Below are 20,317 nucleotides of genomic sequence, written 5' to 3' on the forward strand. Positions count from 1 at the left end.
GTACAAACCCCTGAGCCCAGGCCCAGGGTTTTTTTGTCTTCTGTCAGTAGGCGATGACCTTTGCCTTGAATACGGCGGCCTCGCCAAGAGAGGTGTTGAGCAAGCCATCAGCCGTTCTACCCAGGCGTTCTCCACTGAGTGAGCGCAGGTGAAAGCGCAGATCGGCCTCGTCGTTCCACGCATTGAGCGGCTCGACTTTCCAGGCTGTCTCTTCGGCATCTATTCGGTACAGCCCGGCATAACCATTCAGGCTCAGGTTGAGCAGCGTCCCTCGGTAGCCACCCGCCCGCGTGACGCTGGAAATCAGGTAATGCAGGCGCGTTCTGGATTCACTCAAGATGAATGTAAACCTGAAATCCACTGGCAGGCTTTGATCACTGCCGTCGACAGCCGTTAACCAGCCACTTTGCGCTGGCGTCGATGAAAGTGTTACACCCACGCGTTGGTCAGAATTCTGGCCGGTAATAAAAAGCTGAGCGGTAAAGCTCCTTGTTAACATATGTGACATTGGTTTGTACCCGAATGGATAAGTCGGTGTTCACTGTGCTCCGCATCACCCGGCCAATCACACGCCGAACCGTTTCCAAGGTCCGCACGACATGAAAAAAACGCTGTTTCAGCTGCACTGGTTCTTTGGCATTACCGCAGGCCTGGTGCTGGCCTTGATGGGCATCACCGGTGCGCTGTACTCGTTCCAGGAGGAGCTGCTGCGCGCGTTCAACGCCGATGTTCTCAAGGTCGAAGTGCGCGCCGAGGGTGTACTGCCACCCGCCGAATTGGTTCGCCGGGTCGAGGCCGAGCAAGGCGAAAAGGTGTCGATGCTGTGGGTGGATGTGCGCGAAGGCAACGCCGCGCGGATCTTCTTCACCCCGTCACCCGGCGAGCGCCGTGGCCAACTGCATTACGCCGACCCGTACACTGGTGAACTCAAGGGCGAAGTGGCCGGGCAAGACTTCTTCAACCTCATGCTCACCCTGCACCGTTTTCTGGCCATGGGTGATACCGGCCGGCAGGTCACTGGTGCCTGCACCCTGATGCTGGTGTTCTTCTGCCTGTCCGGTCTGTACCTGCGCTGGCCGCGCAAGGCGCTGGACTGGCGCACCTGGCTGACCTTCGACTGGGCCAAGAAAGGCCGCGCCTTCAACTGGGACCTGCACGCCGTCGCCGGCACATGGTGCCTGCTTTTCTATCTGCTGTTTGCCCTGACCGGGCTGTTCTGGTCCTACGAGTGGTACCGCGAAGGCCTGAACAAGCTGTTGGCCGACGCGCCAGCCGCTGGCCAGCAACAAAAGCGCGGCGAAGGCCGTGGCCGCCACGGGCCGCAGAAATTCGACAAGGACGCCCCGCCGCTGGTGGTCGACTATGACGCCATCTGGGCCAACCTCAAGGACGCTGCCGGCCCTGGCCTTGCCACCTATAACCTGCGCCTGCCACCGGTTGGTGGCCAGCCGGCCAACCTGTTCTACCTGCTGGAAAACGCCGACCACCCACGCGCCTTCAATACCCTGGTGCTGGACCCGGCCACCGGCCAGGTGAAAAGCCACGACCGCTACACCGACAAGTCCTTCAAGGCCCAGTTGCTGCAGAGCGTCTACGCCCTGCATGTTGGCGAGTACTTTGGCCTGCCGGGGCGCATCATCGTCACCATCGCCAGCCTGACCATGCCGCTGTTCTTCGTTACTGGCTGGCTGTTGTACCTCGACCGCCGCCGCAAGAAGCGCCAGGTGCGTGCCGCCCGCGATAACGTTGCCAGCAACGGTGCCAGCGGCGACAGCTGGCTGATCGGCTTTGCCAGCCAGAGCGGCTTTGCCGAGCAATTGGCCTGGCAGAGCGCCGGCCAGCTGCAGGCCGCCGGCCTGCCGGTGCAGGTACGCGCGCTGGCCAAGCTGGGTGAAGACGACCTGCGCCAGGCCCGCCGTGCGCTGTTCGTGGTCAGCACCTTCGGCGACGGCGAAGCGCCCGACAGCGCCCGAGGCTTCGAGCGCAAGGTGCTCGGCCAGCCGTGGGCGCTGAACAACCTCAACTACGCCCTGCTCGCCCTCGGCGACCGCCAGTACCCGCACTTCTGCGGCTTCGCCCGTCGCCTGCAGGCATGGCTGGGCGAGCGCGGTGCCAGCAGCGCGTTCAGCCCGGTAGAGGTGGACAACGCCGACCAGGTGGCCCTGCAGCAGTGGCAGCAGGAACTGGCGCAACTGACCGGTGCCCAGCCGGTGGCCGCCTGGCAGCCGTCCAGCTTCGGCAATTGGTCGCTGGTAAGCCGCCAACTGCTCAACCGTGGCAGCCAGGGCCAGCCGGTGTATCTGCTGGGCCTGCAGCCGCAAGAGCCGTCCAGCTGGGAGGCCGGCGACTTGGTGGAGATCCTACCGCTCAATGGGCAGCCAAGGATCGACGCGTTCCTCAAAGGCATGGCACTGGACGCCGCTGCCCAGGTACAGGTGAATGGCCTGAACGAAACCCTTGCCCAGGCGCTGGCCGGCCGCCAGCTGCCGATCCGTCGCGATCACCTGATCGGCTTGCAGCCGCAAGCGCTGGTCGATGCATTGGTGCCGATCGGCACCCGCCAATACTCCATTGCCTCGATTGCCAGCGATGGCGTGCTGGAACTGATCGTGCGCCAGGAACGCCACGCCGATGGCATGCTGGGCCTGGGTTCCGGGTGGCTGACCGAATACCTGCCGTTGAACGGTACGTTGAGCCTGCGCCTGCGGCGCAACAGTGGCTTTCACCTGCCGCAGAGCACCACACCAATGATACTGATCGGCAACGGCACTGGCCTGGCCGGCCTGCGCAGCCTGATCCGGGCGCGGGTGAATGCTGGCGAACAACGTAACTGGCTGCTGTTCGGCGAGCGGAACCGCGCGCACGACCTGCTGTGTGGCGATGAGCTACAAGGCTGGCTGGCAAGGGGCGAACTGGCACGCCTGGACCTGGCGTTCTCGCGGGATCAGCCGGAGAAGGTGTATGTGCAGGACGTGTTGCTGCAGCAGGCTGAGGAGTTCAAGCGCTGGGTAGCTGACGGGGCTTGCGTGTATGTTTGTGGCAGCCTGCAAGGGATGGCTGCGGGGGTGGATGCGGCGCTCAATGCCATGCTTGGAGGCGCGGTCGTCCAGCAGTTGATCGAGGACGGTCGGTATCGGCGGGATGTGTACTGACACTTGCTCCTGTCGTCCGCTGCGCAGAAAACCATTCCTTTACTGCGCAGCGGAATCGATAGGACTGTTAGTATATTTTGATGTGATGCAATTCGAATGTAAGAATTTTGCCACTCTCGACATTCAAGTATTCAAGCCCGTTCAAAGGGTCTTGGTATGCAGCAACCCGTCGTCCTTGATCGTCGCGCAAATGAAGTTGGACGCCGTCAAGACTTCGGCTGTACCTTTCCCATTCGGTAATTGCTTCAAGCTTCCAGTGCTTGACGGTCGCTTGCGTCGCGAACGCCGCGTAAAGCGGCGACACATGATCGAGTATTTTATTTGCTGTAGAAATGCCGTAAAAGCCAACATAGCCGTTGAGGCTATATCCGAGTTTTCCCTCTGCGAGGTCCCCCCCTTGGCCATCATCGGCCCCCCTGATGCGATAGTAGACCCGAGTACCATAGTCTGCTTCGAAGAGGAACAACAAACGAGCGTCCTTTGAGTTATCCTTGAAGCGGTCGCGGATGACCAGCCAACCATCTCGTTCCGTGCTCCAGGGCGCAGCACCTCGGTCACAGACACCGACGTAGCCCGAATAGCCTTCTGTGGTGCAATAGAGTTGTGCGGAGAAATCTGTTCTGAACATTGTTAAGTCCTTGGTAGATGCTGTGATTGATACAACATCATCCTCGACAACAAATTCTCAATGCAGCGTGAAGGCCTTCCAGCACCGCTTGGAAGGCTCAATGTATCTGGTAGTTAATGTAATTCAAAAATGTCCGCATCCAAGTTAGCTGGAAACTTGGCCCGGTACGCTGCCAGCTCAGCCGCGTTCAACACGGCGGTGAACACCCCATCGGCCTCCCCGGCACTGAGCAGGCTCTCGCCCTGGAAGTCCAGCACCTGGCTGTCGCCGGAATAGGCAAAGCCCTTGCCGTCGGTACCCACCCGGTTAACAGCCGCCACATAGCACAGGTTCTCGATACCTCGCGCCGGCAACAGGCGGTTCCAGTGCTGGCGGCGCGCAGCCGGCCAGTTGGCGGTATACAGCAACAGGTCCGTGTCCTGGGCATCGCGGCTCCACACCGGGAAGCGCAGGTCGTAACAGATCAGCGGGCGAACCCGCCAGCCCTTGATCTCGAACTGCACCTGGCGCTCGCCGGGGGTGTAGTGCTTGTGCTCACCGGCCATGCGGAACAGGTGGCGTTTGTCGTAGTGCAAAATCTCGCCATCCGGGCGTGCCCACAGCAGGCGGTTGCGGTGGCTGCCATCGGCGGCCTGGATAATCACGCTACCGGTGATCACCGCATTGTACTTCTTCGCCTGGGCCTTCAGCCATTTGTAGGTCGGGCCGTTCTCAGGCTCGCACAGGCTTTCCGACTGCATGGAAAAACCGGTGGTGAACATTTCCGGCAAAATCACCAGGTCCACTTCGCCCACCTGCTCCAGCAACACCTCGAAGTGCGCATAGTTGGCCTCGCGGTCATGCCAGGCCAGGGTGGTTTGCACCAGGGCGACTTTCAGGTTCGGCAGTGTGCTCAGATCGCGCATAGTTTTTCCGCTGCCTGACGCAGCGTCTCCTCTCGTTTGGCAAAGCACAGGCGTACCAGGCGTTGCTCGGGAATGGGTTGCTGGTAGAACACCGACACCGGAATGGTCGCTACGCCGTGCTCACGGGTCAGCCACAGCGACATGTCGACATCATTCAGGTCCGGGCGGATCTGCGAATAGTCCACCAGCTGGAAATAAGTGCCCGCCGTAGGGGTAAAGCTGAATCGCGAACCTTCCAGCAAGCCGCAGAACAGGTCGCGCTTGGCTTGGTAGAAGGCCGGCAATTCATCGATATGCTCCGGGTGCTCGGCCATGAAGTCGGCCAGCGCGCACTGCAACGGCGTCACCCCGCAGAAGTTGACGTACTGGTGCACCTTGCGCAGCTCGGCGCTCAGCGCTGGCGGGGCAATCACGTAGCCGGTCTTCCAGCCGGTGACGTGGTAAGTCTTGCCGAACGAGCTGACCACGAAGGCGCGCGAGTACAAATGCGCGTGGGCCAGCACGCTGGCGTGACGCACGCCGTCGTAGACCAGGTGCTCATAGACTTCATCGCTGACCACGTAGATATCGCGGTCGGCGATCAGCCGGGCCAATTGGTCAAGGTCTTCGCGGGTGATCAGCGCACCGCTGGGGTTATGCGGCGAGTTGAGGATGACCATGCGCGTGCGCGGGCTCAGGGCGTCGCTGAACTTCTGCCAGTCGATGCGGAAGTCGCCGTCGCTCAGCTGCACATGCACACAGCGCCCGCCTGCCAGTTCCACGGAGGGCTCGTAGCTGTCGTAGCAGGGGTCGAAGACGATCACCTCGTCACCCGCCTGTACAACCGCCTGGATGGCGCAGAAGATCGCCTCGGTGGCACCCGGGGTGATGGTCACTTCCTGATCGGCATCCACCTGGGCGCCATACAACCGCGCAACCTTGGCCGCCACTTGCTGACGCAGGGCCGGCAGGCCGGTCATCGGCGAGTACTGGTTGTGCCCGGCGGCCACGTGCCGGCCGACTGCATCGAGCAGCGCCTGCGGGCCGTTGAAGTCGGGGAAACCCTGGGACAGGTTGAGCGCGCCGGTCTGCACGGCGAGCTGGGACATGGTGGTGAAGATGGTCGTGCCGACATTCGGCAGTTTGCTGCGGATCATGGAGCCCTCTTTCCTGGGGTGTATCCGGCACGGGGTGGAGTCCGAGCATAGCGGATCGAGCGGTCAGGAAAAAGGTTGAAACAATAGGGGGATTGCTTTGGATCAAAGGGCTTCTTCGCGGGCAAGCCCGCGAAGAAGCAGACGCGGAATCAGCGCTTGTCGCGGCGCTTCTTCTCGGCCTTCTTGTGGTGCGACATCAGGCGGCGCTTCTTGTTGACCTGGCGATCGGTGAGGGTGTTCTTCTTGCCCTCGTACGGGTTCTCACCGCCCTTGTACTCGATACGGATCGGCGTACCGACCAGCTTCAGCACGCGGCGGTAGGTGTTTTCCAGGTAACGCGAGTAGGACTTCGGAATCTTCTCGGTCTGGTTGCCGTGAATCACGATCAGCGGCGGGTTGGCACCACCCAGGTGGGCATAGCGCAGCTTGATGCGGCGACCGTTGACCAGCGGCGGCTGGTGCTCGCTCACGGCATCTTCGAGGATCTGCGTCAGGCGGCTGGTCGGCCAGCGGGTGACCGCCGACTTGAACGCAGCCTGTACCGACTTGTACAGGTGGCCAACGCCAGTGCCGTGCAGGGCAGAGATGAAGTGGATGTCGGCGAAGTCGACGAAGAACAGCCGGCGCTCCAGCTCGGTCTTCACGTAGTCGCGCTCGCCCGACTCCATGCCATCCCACTTGTTCAGGGCGATGACGATGGCGCGGCCGGCTTCCAGGGCGAAGCCCAGCAGGTTGAGGTCATGGTCGACCACACCTTCGCGGGCATCCATGACGAAGATCACCACGTTGGCGTCCTTGATCGCCTGCAGCGTCTTCACCACCGAGAACTTTTCGACTTCCTCGTGGATCTTACCGCGCTTGCGCACGCCGGCGGTGTCGATGAAGGTGTACTTCTCGCCATCACGCTCGAACGGGATGTAGATACTGTCGCGGGTGGTGCCCGGCTGGTCGTATACCACCACACGCTCTTCGCCGAGCATGCGGTTTACCAGGGTCGACTTGCCCACGTTCGGGCGGCCGATGATGGCGATCTTGATGCCATCTTTCTCGCTCGGGCCGGGGATGCGAACCGCTTCCTCGCCTTCGGCGACTTCTTGGTCCAGAGCTTCTTCCTCGGCGTCACGAGGAATATGGCCGAGTACGCTTTCCATCAGCGCGTTGATGCCACGGCCTTGGGAACCGGCCACCGGAATGGCGTTGCCCATGCCCAGCGGCGAGAACTCGGCGCGGGCGACGTCGGCGTCGATGTTGTCGATCTTGTTGGCCACCAGGATGGCCGACTTGTTGCGCTTGCGCAGGTGCTCGGCAATCATCTGGTCTGCGGCGGTCATACCGGCGCGGGCGTCGACCAGGAACAGTACGTAGTCGGCTTCTTCGATGGCCATGAGCGACTGCTCGGCCATCTTCTCGTCCATGCCCACTTCGTCACCGGTGATACCGCCGGTGTCGATGAGGATGAAGGAACGACCCTGCCAGGTGGCATCACCGTATTGACGGTCACGGGTCAGGCCCGACAAGTCACCGACGATGGCATCGCGGGTCTTGGTCAGGCGGTTGAACATGGTGGATTTGCCGACGTTCGGGCGGCCCACCAGGGCGATTACGGGAACCATGCGGCTCTCCACTCTTGAATTCTTGAAAATGCAAAGGCCGCTGCAAGGCAGCGGCCGGAGTTCGGGCGGCGTGTCCTACGCCGCGGCCTGAAGCCCGCCAAGGCTTCAAGCATAGCTTCAGCGGATGGTCAGTGCCTCGAGCTTGCCGCTGTTGCCGAAGACGTAGATGGTGTCGCCGACCACAAGTGGGCGGGCGCGCAGGCCATCGCTGTCGATACGCTCACGGCCGACGAAGCGGCCATCGACCTGGCTCAGCAGGTGCAGGTAACCCTCAAAGTCCCCCACAGCCACGTAGCTGGAGAACACTTCAGGCGCGGTCAGCTGACGGCGGGCCATCGAATCGTTGGTCCACAGCGCGCTGGAAGAGCGCTCGTCGACACTTTCAACGGTACCGGTAGCTTCGCTGACATAGACGTTGCCGTAGCCCTGGGCGACGCCCACGTAGCTGGAGGCATCGCGCTGCCACAGCACGCGGCCGCTTTCCAGGTCCAGGCCCGCTACGCGGCCCTGGTAGGTGCTGACGTACAGGGTACCACCAGACAGCAGCAGGCCGCCGTCGATGTCGACCACGCGGTCCAGCTCGGAACGGCCCTGCGGGATGGCCACGCGGCTCTCCCACACCGGCACGCCGTTGTTGATATCCACCGCCACCACCTTGCCGGTGGACAGGCCGGCGACGGCCAGGCGGTTGGTGGCAATTGGCGCGCCGGTGCCACGCAGGGTCAGCACGGCCGGGGTGTTTTCGTAGATCCAGCGGCGGTTGCCGGTACTGGCGTCGAGGCCGATCAGGCGGTCGTCCTGGGTCTGCACCACCACCACGTCACCGTTGTTGGCAGGCGGCGCCAGCACTTCACTGGTCACGCGCGAGCGCCAACGCTCTTCACCGGTGCTGGAGTCCAGGGCGACCACTTCACCCTTGAGGGTGCCGAGCATCACCAGGCCGTAGCCCACGCCGACAGCGCCGGACACCGGCAGCTCGAGGTCTTTCTTCCACACCACGTCACCGGTGATGCGGTCGAGGGCGAAGACTTCGCCGTTGACGTCGGAGGCGTAGATACGGTCGTTCTCGATCGCCGGAACCAGGGTGTTGTAGGTTTCACCCTGGCCGTCACCGATCGAACGGCTCCACTGCTTCTTCAGCACCACTTCTTCGGTGAACTTGGTCAGCTCGGCCGGTGGCAGTTCCTTCTTGCTGTTGCTGCTGCAACCTGCGGCCAGCACGGCCAGGGTCAGCACTGCTGCTTGTTTCCAACCGATCACTTACGCGTCCCCTTTGGCCAGGTCATCCAGCTTCAGTTGCAGGCCACCGACCGCTGCTTCATCAGATAGCGCGGCCTTGGCTTTTTCGTAGGCACTGTGGGCATCGTCGCCGCGACCCAGCTGCACCAGCAGGTCACCCTTCAGTTCTTCGCGGCTGGCCAGGAAAGCCTTGTCAGCATCGCCGTCGAGCAGTTTGAGGGCCTCTTCGGCCTTGTTCTGAGCGGCGAGCACGCGCGCCAGGCGCTGGCGCGAGATTTCGCCCAGGGTGACGTCGGCCGGCTTGTCCAGCACGCTCTTCAGCTCGGCAGCGGCGTCGTCGAGCTTGCCGCTCTCGACCGCGACCTTGGCCACGAACAGGCTGCCGTACTGGGCGTACGCCGTACCGCCGAACTCGCTCTTGAGCTTGCCGGCCAACTCCGCGACCTTGGTCGCGTCTGGCTGGCCATTCGGCGTCAGGCTGGTCTCAAGCAGGGCCTGATACAGCTGCGAGGCACCTTGCGACTGGTTGTTCTGGTACTTGTGCCAGGTATTCCAGCCCAACACCACCACGCCAGCCAGCAGGGCACCGGTCAGCAGCGGCTTGCCGTTGCGGTTCCACCAGTCCTTGACCCCTGCCAGTTCATCATCGGTACTCGACACCCCAATACTCCTTTTCGCCTATTCGCTTGTTGAACCGCGTTACGCCTGAGCGATCGCGGTTTCCAGGTGCTCAGCCAGAGCATCCCAGGCAATGTTCTGTTGTTCGCCCTGACCACGCAGGGGCTTCAAGCCGATTTCTTGCTTGGCCAGTTCGTCGTCGCCGAGGATCAGGGCGAACAGCGCGCCGCTCTTGTCGGCTTTCTTGAACTGACTCTTGAAGCTGCCACCACCGGCGTTGACCGCCAGGCGCAGGCCCGGCAGGCGATCGCGCAAGCCTTCGGACAGGCGCAGGCCGGCCAGTTCCGCCTGCTCGCCGAAGGCGCACAGGTAGACGTCGATGGTGCGGTTGATCGACTCGGGGACCTTGCCGAGGGTTTCCAGCAGCAGGATCAGGCGCTCGATGCCCATGGCGAAACCAACGCCAGTGGTCGGCTTGCCGCCCATCTGCTCGACCAGGCCGTCGTAACGGCCACCGGCGCAGACGGTGCCCTGGGCGCCGAGTTTGTCGGTGACCCACTCGAACACGGTCTTGCTGTAGTAGTCCAGACCGCGAACCAGCTTGGTGTTGATCACGAACGGGATGCCAGCGGCGTCGAGGCGTGCCTTAAGGCCCTCGAAGTGCACGCGGGAATCTTCGTCCAGGTAGTCTTCCAGCTTCGGCGCGCCGACCAGCACCGCCTGGGTGCCCTGGTCCTTGCTGTCGAGGATGCGCAGCGGGTTGCTCTTGAGGCGGCGCTGGCTGTCTTCGTCGAGCTGCTCCAGGCGCGCCGAGAGGAACTCGACCAGCGCATCACGGTAGCGGGCACGGGCTTCACTGGTGCCCAGGCTGTTGAGTTCGAGCTTGACTGCGTCCTGGATGCCCAGCAGGCCCCACAGGCGCCAGGTCAGCATGATCAGCTCGGCGTCGATGTCCGGACCGTCCAGGTTGAACACTTCCACGCCGATCTGGTGGAACTGGCGATAGCGGCCCTTCTGTGGGCGCTCGTGGCGGAACATCTGGCCGATGTACCAGAGTTTCTGCACCTGGCCGTTGCCGGTGATGCCATGCTCCAGCACGGCGCGCACGCAGGCGGCAGTGCCTTCAGGGCGCAGGGTGAGCGAATCGCCGTTGCGGTCCTCGAAGGTGTACATCTCTTTTTCGACGATGTCGGTCACTTCACCGATGGAGCGCTTGAACAGCTCGGTGAACTCGACGATCGGCGTGCGGATCTGGCTGTACCCGTAGGTGTCCAGCAGGCCGGCGACTGTGCCTTCGAAGTAGCGCCAGAGTGGTGACTGCTCTGGCAGGATGTCGTTCATGCCACGGATGGCTTGCAGCGATTTGCTCACGAAAAGTCCTTACGAATCTATGTGTCAGCTGCGGGCGATCAGCGCCGCGTCAGCTTCGACCTTTTCGGCCGCTTTCTGGCGGATGAGCTTCTCCAGCTCATCGACCAGGTTGTCATTGGTCAGCTTCTGCGCCGGCTTGCCGTCGATGTAGACCAGGTTCGGCGTACCACCGGTCAGCCCCACATGGGACTCCTTGGCTTCGCCAGGCCCGTTGACCACACAACCGATCACCGCCACGTCCAGCGGCACCAGCAGGTCTTCCAGGCGGCCTTCCAGCTCGTTCATGGTCTTGACCACATCGAAGTTCTGCCGCGAGCAGCTCGGGCAGGCGATGAAGTTGATGCCACGCGAACGCAGGTGCAGCGATTTGAGGATGTCGTAGCCGACCTTCACTTCCTCGACCGGGTCGGCCGCCAGCGAGATACGGATGGTATCGCCGATGCCTTCGGCCAGCAGCATACCGAGGCCGACGGCGGATTTCACCGTCCCCGAGCGCAGGCCACCAGCTTCGGTGATCCCTAAGTGCAGCGGCTGGATGATCTGCTTGGCCAACAGGCGGTAGGCTTCGACGGCCATGAACACGTCGGAGGCCTTGACGCTGACCTTGAAGTCCTGGAAGTCCAGGCGGTCGAGGTGCTCGACGTGACGCAGGGCCGATTCGACCAGCGCGGCCGGGGTCGGCTCGCCGTACTTCTTCTGCAGGTCCTTTTCCAGGGAACCGGCGTTGACGCCGATGCGGATCGGGATACCACGGTCGCGGGCTGCATCGACCACCGCGCGCACACGGTCTTCACGGCCGATGTTGCCCGGGTTGATGCGCAGGCAATCGACGCCAAGCTCGGCCACGCGCAGGGCGATCTTGTAGTCGAAATGGATATCGGCAACCAGCGGCACGCTGACCAGCTGCTTGATCTTGCCGAACGCCTCGGCGGCGTCCATGTCCGGCACCGAGACGCGGACGATGTCGACACCGGCATCAACCAGGCGCTGGATCTGCGCCACGGTGGCCATGACATCGTTGGTATCGGTGTTGGTCATGCTCTGCACCGCGATGGGCGCATCACCACCCACCGGCACATTGCCGACCCAGATTTTGCGGGATTCGCGACGTTTGATCGGAGATTCGCCGTGCATGACTTACTGTCCCAACTTCAGGCGAGCGGTCTCGCCACTGGTGAACGGGGCAACATCGACGGCCTGGCCGTTGTAGCTGACCTGGGCGCCACGGGCAAAGCCCAGGCGAACCGCGAACGGCGGCTTGCCGGTCAGCTCGAGGTTGTCCCCCTTGCGCTTGATGGCGCTGAACAGCACCTTGCCGTTGCCATCGGACACTTGGGTCCAGCAATCGGCGGTGAACTGGATTGCAACCTTGGCGCTACCAGCCGGCACGGCCGCAGGGGCGGCAGGCTCGGCGGCGGCGACGGCCGGCACGCTGGCAACTGGCGCGGCCGGCGCTACCGGAGCCGGGGCTGGTGTGACAGCATGGGCCGGTGCCTGCTGAACCGGCGCAGTAGCAGGCGCTGGAGCCGGTGCAGGCGCAGACGGTGCGGCTTCGCTGGTGGTTTCGGCTGCGGCTTCGACCGAGGCCGGTTCCAGTGGCAGCGGTGCGCTCTCAGGCTGCTGTCCCGCCGACACGGCCTGGTCTTCAGGCTCGTCCAGCGGGTGAATCTGGGTGGTGCCGTCGGCACTTTCGACTTCCACGTGCTCCAGCGCCATCTTGGCCAGGTCCTTGCCTTTCAGGCTGCCCTGGTCCTGCCACCAGATGAAGCTGCCGCCGACCACCGCGACCAGCAGCAACAGGGTGACACCGCGCATGATGTTGTGCGACAGGCGCACCGGCTCTTCGATACGACCCAGGGAATGCACTTCACTGCCCTTGGCGTGGGTGCCGGTGTACCGGTCGAAAGCCTCGACCAGTGGTGCCTGGTCCATGTCCATCAATTTGGCATAGGCGCGGATGTAACCACGGGCGAAGGTATGCCCAGGCAGCTTGTCGAAGGCGCCGGTTTCCACGTGGTTCAGCGAACTTACGGTGAGATTGAGCTTGCGAGCCACCTCGGCTTGCGACCACTCCCGTTTCTCGCGGGCCTGGCGCAACAGGTCACCGGGGTTCTGGCCAGTCGCTGCTGCTACTTCGGGATGCGCGGCTTTCATCGTTGCTCCGACAGGTATTGCTGATATTCCGGCGTACCGGGATAAAGTCGTTGTAATTGCTGGCCCACATCGGCCAGGGTGCCCTGCTCGTCGAATACCCGGGCAAGGCGGCTGCCCAGCAGAAGGCTACGGGCGCTGTGATCGCTCAACTGGCTGAAACGATCGTAGTAATCCCGGGCCGGCACATAATGCCTGTTTTCGTAGGACAACTCAGCCATTTCCAGCAACGCTCTGGGCTGGCGTCGATTGAGTTGCAGGGCCTTGGTCAGATACGCGTGTGCCTGGTCGCGATCGTCGAGCTCCAGGGCCGTCAGGCCAAGGTTCTCGTACACCCGCGAACGTTCAGGATACAGGGTATCGGCACTGGCCAGGCGAAACATCTGCTCGGCTTCGGCAAAACGTTGCTGAGCATATAGGAAACTGCCGTAGTTGTTGCGAATTCGCGTGTCACCCGGGCGGGCTGCAAGCGCTTTTTCGAAGTGCGCCTGGGCAAGGGCTGGCTCGTCTTCGGCCTGGAACACCAGGGCCAGGGCCGCGTGAGCATCGGCATCCCCGGCATCGAGCGCGAGGGCCTTGCCCAAGGGGGCCTTGGCCTGCTGGGTCAAACCTTGTTGCAAATAACCCAGGCCAAGCTGCGAATAGGCTCGCCCTGCCTCCGTCCGCCCCTGGCGGCTGGCCAGGGGATCGCTCGCGCCGCCCGACACGCAGCCGGCCAGCAGCGAAAGCGCAAGGATCGACAGCGCGGCGCGCAGGCTCATGGCAAGGCCGGACTCAGTGACGCACGGCGCTGTCTTGCAGCTCGGCGTCAGCGGACAGCTGGCGTACCGCGATGTAGCGCTCGCTGCGGCGGGTACGGTCGTTGACCTGGCCGACCAGCTGACCACAGGCGGCGTCGATGTCGTCGCCACGGGTGGTGCGGGTGGTGACGTTGAAACCACCGTGGTGCAGCAGGTCCTGGAAGCGGCGGATCGCGTTGTTGCTCGGCCGCTCGTAGCCCGAATGCGGGAACGGGTTGAACGGGATCAGGTTGATCTTGCACGGTACGTCGCGCAGCAGCTCGATCATCTGTGCCGCATGCTCAGGCTGGTCGTTGACGTCCTTGAGCAGGGTGTACTCGATGGTCAGCACGCGCTTGCCGCCCAGGGTCGACATGTAGCCCATGCACGATTCCAGCAGCATCTTCAGAGGGTACTTCTTGTTGATCGGTACCAGCTGGTTGCGCAGTTCATCGTTCGGCGCATGCAGCGACAGCGCCAGGGACACGTCGATGTGCTTGGCCAGTTCGTCGATCATCGGCACCACGCCCGAGGTGGACAGGGTGACGCGGCGCTTGGAAATGCCATAGCCCAGGTCATCCATCATGATGTGCATGGCGGCGATGACGTTGTCGAAGTTCAGCAGGGGCTCGCCCATGCCCATCATGACCACATTGGTAATCGCGCGGTCGATCTTGGCCGGGACGGTCCCGAAGGATTTGTTCGCAAGCCACACCTGGCCGATTACTTCGGCGGCAGTGAGGTTGCTGTTGAAGCCTTGCTTGCCGGTGGAGCAGAAACTACAGTCCAGGGCGCAGCCGGCTTGCGACGAAACGCAGAGGGTACCGCGGTCGTCGGTGGGGATGTAGACGGTCTCGACGCAGCTGCCGGAGGCAACGCGGATCACCCACTTGCGGGTGCCGTCGGCGGAAATGTCTTCACTGACCACTTCCGGGGGGCGAATCTCGGCAACGGCCTCGAGCTTTTCGCGCAAGACCTTGCCAACGTTGGTCATGGCCGCAAAGTCGGACACGCCAAAATGGTGAATCCATTTCATCACCTGACCGGCACGGAAGCGCTTCTCCCCTATCGAGTCGAAGAACTTTTCCATTTCCGGCTGGGTCAGCCCCAACAGGTTGATTTTGCCAGTAGATGTCGTCATGGATTCACCCTCACCCGTAAGCTTTCGCTTAGCGAGTGGTTACCTCGGTAGCAGCGAAGAAGTAAGCGATTTCGCGAGCAGCGGCAGCTTCGGAGTCCGAACCGTGAACGGCGTTGGCGTCGATCGACTCGGCGAAGTCAGCACGGATGGTACCTGGAGCAGCTTCTTTAGGGTTGGTAGCGCCCATCAGCTCACGGTTCAGAGCGATGGCGTTTTCGCCTTCCAGAACCTGAACAACAACTGGGCCGGAAGTCATGAAGGCAACCAGGTCACCGAAGAAGCCACGAGCGCTGTGCTCGGCGTAGAAGCCTTCGGCTTCGGCTTTGGACAGTTGCTTGATTTTCGAGGCAACGATTTTCAGGCCGGCTTCTTCGAAGCGGGTGGTGATCTTGCCGATTACGTTCTTGGCAACGGCGTCAGGCTTGATGATCGAGAAAGTACGTTGAACAGCCATGGAAAACTCCAGAATATTGAGTGTTACGAAAAATTAAACCCGCGAATTATACGCGGGTTCCAGGGGATTGCCTAACCTGCAGCGTCACGCTTAGTCGGCTTCTTCAATCCAGGCCGCCTGGATGGCCTCGAGCACTTTCTCACCGCCACGTGACGGATCGTCGCTGAACTCTGGCAACGCCAGCACCCAACGGTGCAGATCGACGAAATTCACATATTTAGGATCGACGTCCGGCTTGCTTTCCGCAAGCTGGATGGCGATCTCAAGTACATCAATCCATTTCAAGCTCATGGGGCAAACCTCAGTGCGGCGCTTCGGCAGCGTGGTTGAGCGTATATTTGGGCAGCTCGATGGTGAGGTCATCCTCACCAACGGTCACCTGGCAGGCCAGGCGCGATTGCGCCTCCAGGCCCCAGGCCTTGTCCAGCATATCCTCTTCCAGCTCGTCGGCTTCCTCGAGCGAATCGAAGCCTTCGCGCACGATGCAGTGGCAGGTGGTGCAGGCGCACACGCCGCCGCACGCGCTTTCCATCTCGATGTGGTGCTCGTGGGCCAGCTCCAGGATGTTGGTACCTGGCTCCACCTCAACCACCAGCCCGTCCGGGCAGAACTTCTCGTGCGGCAGGAAAATCACCTGGGGCATCGGTTACTCCTCGATCTCATTCAGGTTGCGCCCGGCCAGTGCGGCTTTGACCGTCGAATCAAGGCGACGGGCGGCAAATGCATCGGTCACCTGCGACAGACGCTTGGTCTGCTGCTCGATGGCCGCGCCATCGGTGCCGCTGAGCAAATCACGTAATTCTTGCATCTGGTACTCGATGGCGACCCGCTCGTCTTCGCTGAGCAGGCGGTCACCGTCGGCATCCAGGGCGCCCTGCACCGCTTCGAGCAGGCGTTCGCCGTCGACCTGGTGCTCGCGCAGCTGGCGCGCCTGCTTGTCGGAGCCTGCGTGCTCGAAGGAATCCTTGAGCATGCGGGCGATCTCGCCGTCGGTCAGGCCGTAGGACGGCTTGACCTGGATGCTGGCTTCCACGCCCGAGCCCAGTTCACGGGCTGCAACGCTGAGCAGGCCGTCGGCGTCGACCTGGAAGGTCACGCGAATCTTCGCAGCGCCGGCAACCATGGCCGGAATGCCGCGCAGCTCGAAGCGCGCCAGGGAGCGGCAGTCGCTGATCAGCTCGCGCTCACCCTGCAGGACATGGATCATCATGGCCGACTGGCCATCTTTGTAGGTGGTGAATTCCTGGGCGCGGGCCACCGGAATGGTGGTGTTGCGCGGGATCACCTTCTCCATCAGCCCGCCCATGGTCTCAAGACCCAAGGAAAGCGGGATGACATCGAGCAGCAGCAGTTCGCCACCTTCGCGACGATTACCGGCCAAGGTGTCGGCCTGGATGGCGGCACCGATGGCCACCACCTGATCAGGGTCGATCGACGTCAGCGGGGTGCGACCAAACAGCGCGCCCACGGCTTCGCGCACGCGCGGCACGCGGGTCGAACCACCGACCATCACCACTGCGCCCACTTCTTCCAGCTCGACGCCGCTGTCGCGCACGGCGCGGCGGCAGGCTTTCAGGCTGCGGGCAACCAAGGGCTCGATCATCGCTTCGAAGGCGGTACGGCTCAGCTCGCCCGTCCAGGCGCCGTGGCTGACACTGACAGTATCAGCGTCGGTCAGGGCTTCCTTGGCGGCGCAGGCAGCCTGCAGCAGCTGGCGCTGGGTGGCCGGGTCGAGATCAGCGGAGAGGCCGGCCTGCTCGATGATCCAGCCAGCAATGGCGTGGTCGAAATCGTCGCCGCCCAGTGCGGTATCGCCACCGGTAGCCAGCACTTCGAACACACCAGCAGTCAGACGCAGTATGGAAATATCGAAGGTACCGCCACCCAGGTCATAGATGGCCACCAGGCCTTCGGCATTCTGGTCCAGGCCATAGGCCACGGCAGCGGCGGTCGGTTCGTTGAGCAGGCGCAGCACGTTCAGGCCGGCCAGGCGCGCAGCATCCTTGGTAGCCTGACGTTGGGCATCGTCGAAATAGGCCGGCACGGTAATTACCGCACCCACCAGCTCGCCACCCAGGGTGGCTTCGGCACGCTCGCGCAGCACCTTGAGGATGTCGGCGGACACTTCCACCGGGCTTTTCGGCCCCTGGACGGTGTCGATGAACGGCATGTGCGACTCGCCGCCGATGAAGCGGTACGGCAGCTGCTCGCCGAGCTGCTTGACGTCTGCCAAGCCACGGCCCATCAGGCGCTTTACCGACAGCACGGTATTCAGCGGGTCGCTGGATGCCGCTTCGCGCGCGGCCAGGCCGACTTCGTTGTGGCCAGCCAGGTAACGCACCGCCGACGGCAGAATGACGTTGCCCTGCGCATCGGGCAGGGGCTCGCTGCGACCGCTGCGCACGGCAGCGACCAGAGAATTGGTGGTACCCAGGTCGATCCCCACCGCCAGGCGACGCTGGTGCGGCTGAGGGCTTTGACCGGGTTCGGCGATCTGCAGTAGGGCCATGCTTATCTGAATACCTTAGGCGTCATCACGGGCGACACCGGGTTAATCGTCGAGGCGCTCTTCCAGTTGGCGCACTTCTTGAGCGAGCTTGTCGAGGAACTGCATGCGGCGCATCAGGCGCTCGGCCTTGTCGCGCTCGGCAGGCACATCCCAGCAGGCGGCGAAATCCTCGTTGAGGGTGTCCTGGGCAGCCTTGAGGCGCTTCTTGAACACGGCCACGCCATCGAGGTCGGCTTCATCCTGCAGCTCTTCGAGCTCTTCGCGCCACTGCATCTGCTGCAACAGGAAATCAGGGTCATGGACCGTGACTTCCTGGGGCACTTCGTGGCCACCGATAGCCAGCAAGTAGCGGGCACGGCGCGGCGCACTGCGCAGGGTCTGATAGGCGTCGTTGAGAGCCGCGGACTTTTCCAGCGCTACCCGCTGCTCGCGTTCGGAGGCGTCGGCGAAGCGGTCCGGATGGACCTCGCGGGCCAGCTCGCGATAGCGAGTGGCCAGTTTGTCGAGGTCCAGGCGGAAGCAGGGCTGGAGGTCAAACAGAGCGAAATGACAAGGAGTACCCACGGCCAGCCTCAGACGTTGAAGCTTTCGCCGCAGCCACACTCACCGCGCACGTTGGGGTTGTTGAACTTGAAGCCTTCGTTCAACCCTTCCTTGACGAAGTCCAGCTCGGTGCCATCGAGGTACACCAGGCTCTTGGGATCGATGATCACCTTGACGCCATGGTTCTCGAACACCTGGTCCTCTGCGGCCAGCTCGTCGACGAACTCCAGCACGTAGGCCAGGCCCGAGCAGCCGGTGGTGCGCACGCCCAGGCGAATGCCCTCACCCTTGCCGCGCCCGTCGAGGGAGCGGCGAATGTGGTTGGCGGCGGCTTCTGTCATGCTGATAGCCATCGGAACTCCTTGAGTCTTACCTTGCAACGGGCGGCTTAGATCAAGCCTTTCTTCTGCTTGTAGTCGCGAACGGCTGCCTTGATGGCATCTTCGGCGAGTACCGAGCAGTGGATCTTCACTGGCGGCAACGCCAGTTCTTCCGCCAGCTGGGTGTTCTTGATGGTTTCGGCTTCGTCCAGGGTCTTGCCCTTCATCCACTCGGTGGCGAGGGAGCTGGAAGCGATGGCCGAACCGCAGCCGTAAGTCTTGAACTTGGCGTCTTCGATGATGCCTTGCTCGTTGACCTTGATCTGCAGACGCATCACGTCACCGCACGCTGGAGCGCCGACCATGCCGGTACCGACATCCGGGTCCTCGGCGTTCATCTTGCCGACGTTGCGTGGGTTTTCGTAGTGGTCGATGACCTTTTCACTGTATGCCATGGTGCAATTCCTTCCTCATCAGGGAGCCGCTCTTGCCGGCGACTGCTTAGTGGGCGGCCCACTCGATCTTGGAGATGTCAACGCCGTCTTTGTACATGTCCCACAGCGGCGACAGCTCACGCAGTTTGTTGACAGCCATGCAGACTTGCTGCGCGGCGTAGTCGACTTCTTCTTCGGTGGTGAAGCGGCCGAAGGAGAAGCGGATCGAGCTGTGCGCCAGCTCGTCGTTGCGGCCCAGAGCGCGCAGTACATACGACGGCTCGAGCGAAGCGGAGGTACAGGCCGAACCGGACGATACGGCGATGTCCTTCAGAGACATCAGCAGCGACTCGCCTTCGACGTAGTTGAAGCTCAGGTTCAGGTTGTGCGGTACGCGGGCAGTCTTGCTGCCGTTGACGTACAGCTCTTCGAGGTCCGAGACCTGCTTGAAGAAGCGGTCGCTCAGGGCCTTGATGCGCACGTTCTCGGCGGCCATTTCCTGCTTGGCGATGGCGAAGGCTTCGCCCATGCCGACGATCTGGTGGGTCGGCAGCGTGCCCGAACGCATGCCGCGCTCATGGCCACCGCCGTGAATGATGGCTTCCAGACGCACACGCGGCTTGCGGCTGACGTACAGCGCGCCGATACCTTTAGGGCCGTAGACCTTGTGCGCCGAGAACGACATCAGGTCGACCTTCAGCTTCTGAACGTCGATTTCGACCTTGCCGGCCGACTGCGCAGCATCGACATGGAACAGCACGCCACGCGAACGGGTCAGTTCACCGATGGCGGCGATGTCGTTGATCGAACCGACTTCGTTGTTCACGTGCATCAGCGAGACCAGGATAGTGTCGTCGCGCAGGGCGGCTTCGACCATGGCCGGGGTGACGATGCCGTCTTCGCCCGGTTCCAGGTAGGTGACTTCGAAACCTTCACGCTCGAGCTGGCGAGCGGTATCCAGGACCGCCTTGTGCTCGATCTTGGAGGTGATGATGTGCTTGCCCTTGGTCTGATAGAAGTGCGCCACGCCTTTCAGGGCGAGGTTGTCGGACTCGGTGGCACCGCTGGTCCAGACGATTTCGCGCGGATCGGCGTTGATCAGGTCGGCAACCTGGCGGCGACCGTTCTCGACCGCTTCTTCGGCCTTCCAGCCGAACACGTGGGAACGCGAGGCCGGGTTACCGAAGTTGCCGTCGACCAGCAGGCAGTCGGCCATCTTCTGGGCGACGCGAGGGTCGACCGGCGTGGTAGCGGAGTAATCGAGGTAGATCGGCAACTTCATGGGTATCTCCTATCAGGCGGTGGCGTCGCTCGTCACTGTTAA

Annotated in this window: 21 protein-coding genes; 1 reads left to right on the top strand and 20 read right to left on the bottom strand. The window is 62.6% G+C overall.

The window, feature by feature from the left end; all coding sequences use genetic code 11:
- Window positions 1-43 precede the first annotated feature (43 nt).
- Entirely contained in the window at window positions 44-337 is a 294-nt protein-coding gene (locus tag BGP85_RS28785) for a hypothetical protein (RefSeq protein WP_146049004.1), read from the bottom strand.
- 262 nt (window positions 338-599) lie between these two features.
- Here BGP85_RS28785 and BGP85_RS24950 point away from each other — a divergent pair, with 262 nt between their 5' ends.
- A complete protein-coding gene (locus BGP85_RS24950) occupies window positions 600-3,152 on the top strand; it encodes a PepSY domain-containing protein (RefSeq protein ID WP_103445613.1) in 2,553 nt (850 codons plus the stop codon).
- 67 nt (window positions 3,153-3,219) lie between these two features.
- Here the strand turns inward: BGP85_RS24950 and BGP85_RS24955 are convergent, their stop codons facing one another.
- The 19 genes from BGP85_RS24955 to BGP85_RS25045 all read right to left on the bottom strand — a co-directional run bounded on the left by BGP85_RS24955 (window position 3,220) and on the right by BGP85_RS25045 (window position 20,275).
- Window positions 3,220-3,780: a hypothetical protein gene (locus tag BGP85_RS24955; RefSeq protein ID WP_103445614.1), complete on the bottom strand. Its 561-nt coding sequence runs from the start codon at window positions 3,778-3,780 to the stop codon at window positions 3,220-3,222.
- A 113-nt stretch (window positions 3,781-3,893) separates the two neighbouring features.
- Window positions 3,894-4,685, bottom strand: coding sequence for an amidohydrolase (locus BGP85_RS24960; protein WP_103445615.1), 792 nt, complete (start codon window positions 4,683-4,685; stop codon window positions 3,894-3,896).
- Window positions 4,673-5,821, bottom strand: a complete 1,149-nt coding sequence (locus BGP85_RS24965; protein WP_103445616.1) for a pyridoxal phosphate-dependent aminotransferase — start codon at window positions 5,819-5,821, stop codon at window positions 4,673-4,675. The genes BGP85_RS24960 and BGP85_RS24965 overlap by 13 nt, the downstream gene beginning before the upstream one ends.
- 149 nt (window positions 5,822-5,970) lie before the next feature.
- Window positions 5,971-7,434 (bottom strand): ribosome biogenesis GTPase Der, encoded by a 1,464-nt coding sequence (gene der, locus BGP85_RS24970; protein WP_103445617.1) that lies wholly within the window; start codon window positions 7,432-7,434, stop codon window positions 5,971-5,973.
- Window positions 7,435-7,551: 117 nt separating this feature from the next.
- Window positions 7,552-8,694 (bottom strand): outer membrane protein assembly factor BamB, encoded by a 1,143-nt coding sequence (gene bamB / locus BGP85_RS24975; protein WP_103445618.1) that lies wholly within the window; start codon window positions 8,692-8,694, stop codon window positions 7,552-7,554.
- Window positions 8,695-9,333 carry a tetratricopeptide repeat protein gene (locus BGP85_RS24980; RefSeq protein ID WP_085673696.1) on the bottom strand — a complete coding sequence of 213 codons (639 nt, stop codon included), beginning with the start codon at window positions 9,331-9,333 and terminating at the stop codon, window positions 8,695-8,697. It abuts the gene before it with no gap.
- Window positions 9,334-9,372: 39 nt separating this feature from the next.
- Window positions 9,373-10,662, bottom strand: a complete 1,290-nt coding sequence (gene hisS / locus BGP85_RS24985) for a histidine--tRNA ligase (protein WP_085673698.1) — start codon at window positions 10,660-10,662, stop codon at window positions 9,373-9,375.
- Between the two features lie 24 nt (window positions 10,663-10,686).
- Window positions 10,687-11,796: a flavodoxin-dependent (E)-4-hydroxy-3-methylbut-2-enyl-diphosphate synthase gene (ispG, locus tag BGP85_RS24990; protein WP_027920273.1), complete on the bottom strand. Its 1,110-nt coding sequence runs from the start codon at window positions 11,794-11,796 to the stop codon at window positions 10,687-10,689.
- Between the two features lie 3 nt (window positions 11,797-11,799).
- Entirely contained in the window at window positions 11,800-12,816 is a 1,017-nt protein-coding gene (locus tag BGP85_RS24995; RefSeq protein ID WP_103445619.1) for a RodZ domain-containing protein, read from the bottom strand.
- Window positions 12,813-13,574 (bottom strand): type IV pilus biogenesis/stability protein PilW, encoded by a 762-nt coding sequence (pilW, locus tag BGP85_RS25000; RefSeq protein ID WP_103445620.1) that lies wholly within the window; start codon window positions 13,572-13,574, stop codon window positions 12,813-12,815. Before pilW ends, BGP85_RS24995 begins: the two co-directional genes overlap by 4 nt.
- 13 nt (window positions 13,575-13,587) lie before the next feature.
- On the bottom strand, window positions 13,588-14,733 hold the full coding sequence (rlmN, locus tag BGP85_RS25005) for a 23S rRNA (adenine(2503)-C(2))-methyltransferase RlmN (RefSeq protein ID WP_054887568.1): 1,146 nt from the start codon (window positions 14,731-14,733) through the stop codon (window positions 13,588-13,590).
- 28 nt (window positions 14,734-14,761) lie between these two features.
- A complete protein-coding gene (ndk, locus tag BGP85_RS25010; RefSeq protein WP_011532343.1) occupies window positions 14,762-15,187 on the bottom strand; it encodes a nucleoside-diphosphate kinase in 426 nt (141 codons plus the stop codon).
- A gap of 90 nt (window positions 15,188-15,277) precedes the next feature.
- Window positions 15,278-15,478, bottom strand: a complete 201-nt coding sequence (gene iscX, locus BGP85_RS25015) for a Fe-S cluster assembly protein IscX (RefSeq protein ID WP_027920277.1) — start codon at window positions 15,476-15,478, stop codon at window positions 15,278-15,280.
- Between the two features lie 10 nt (window positions 15,479-15,488).
- The gene (gene fdx, locus BGP85_RS25020) at window positions 15,489-15,830 is read right to left on the bottom strand and encodes an ISC system 2Fe-2S type ferredoxin (protein WP_103445621.1); all 342 of its coding nucleotides are present in this window, start codon (window positions 15,828-15,830) and stop codon (window positions 15,489-15,491) included.
- A gap of 3 nt (window positions 15,831-15,833) precedes the next feature.
- On the bottom strand, window positions 15,834-17,696 hold the full coding sequence (gene hscA / locus BGP85_RS25025) for a Fe-S protein assembly chaperone HscA (protein WP_103445622.1): 1,863 nt from the start codon (window positions 17,694-17,696) through the stop codon (window positions 15,834-15,836).
- A 42-nt stretch (window positions 17,697-17,738) separates the two neighbouring features.
- Window positions 17,739-18,260, bottom strand: coding sequence for a co-chaperone HscB (gene hscB / locus BGP85_RS25030; RefSeq protein ID WP_027920280.1), 522 nt, complete (start codon window positions 18,258-18,260; stop codon window positions 17,739-17,741).
- 8 nt (window positions 18,261-18,268) lie between these two features.
- Complete coding sequence (gene iscA / locus BGP85_RS25035; protein WP_023630636.1) at window positions 18,269-18,592, bottom strand: iron-sulfur cluster assembly protein IscA; 324 nt, start codon at window positions 18,590-18,592, stop codon at window positions 18,269-18,271.
- Between the two features lie 35 nt (window positions 18,593-18,627).
- Entirely contained in the window at window positions 18,628-19,014 is a 387-nt protein-coding gene (iscU, locus tag BGP85_RS25040) for a Fe-S cluster assembly scaffold IscU (RefSeq protein WP_007929523.1), read from the bottom strand.
- 46 nt (window positions 19,015-19,060) lie between these two features.
- Window positions 19,061-20,275 carry an IscS subfamily cysteine desulfurase gene (locus BGP85_RS25045; RefSeq protein WP_103445623.1) on the bottom strand — a complete coding sequence of 405 codons (1,215 nt, stop codon included), beginning with the start codon at window positions 20,273-20,275 and terminating at the stop codon, window positions 19,061-19,063.
- Window positions 20,276-20,317 lie beyond the last annotated feature (42 nt).

This window comes from Pseudomonas putida, assembly GCF_002906855.1.
Classification (GTDB): Bacteria; Pseudomonadota; Gammaproteobacteria; order Pseudomonadales; family Pseudomonadaceae; genus Aquipseudomonas; species Aquipseudomonas putida_N.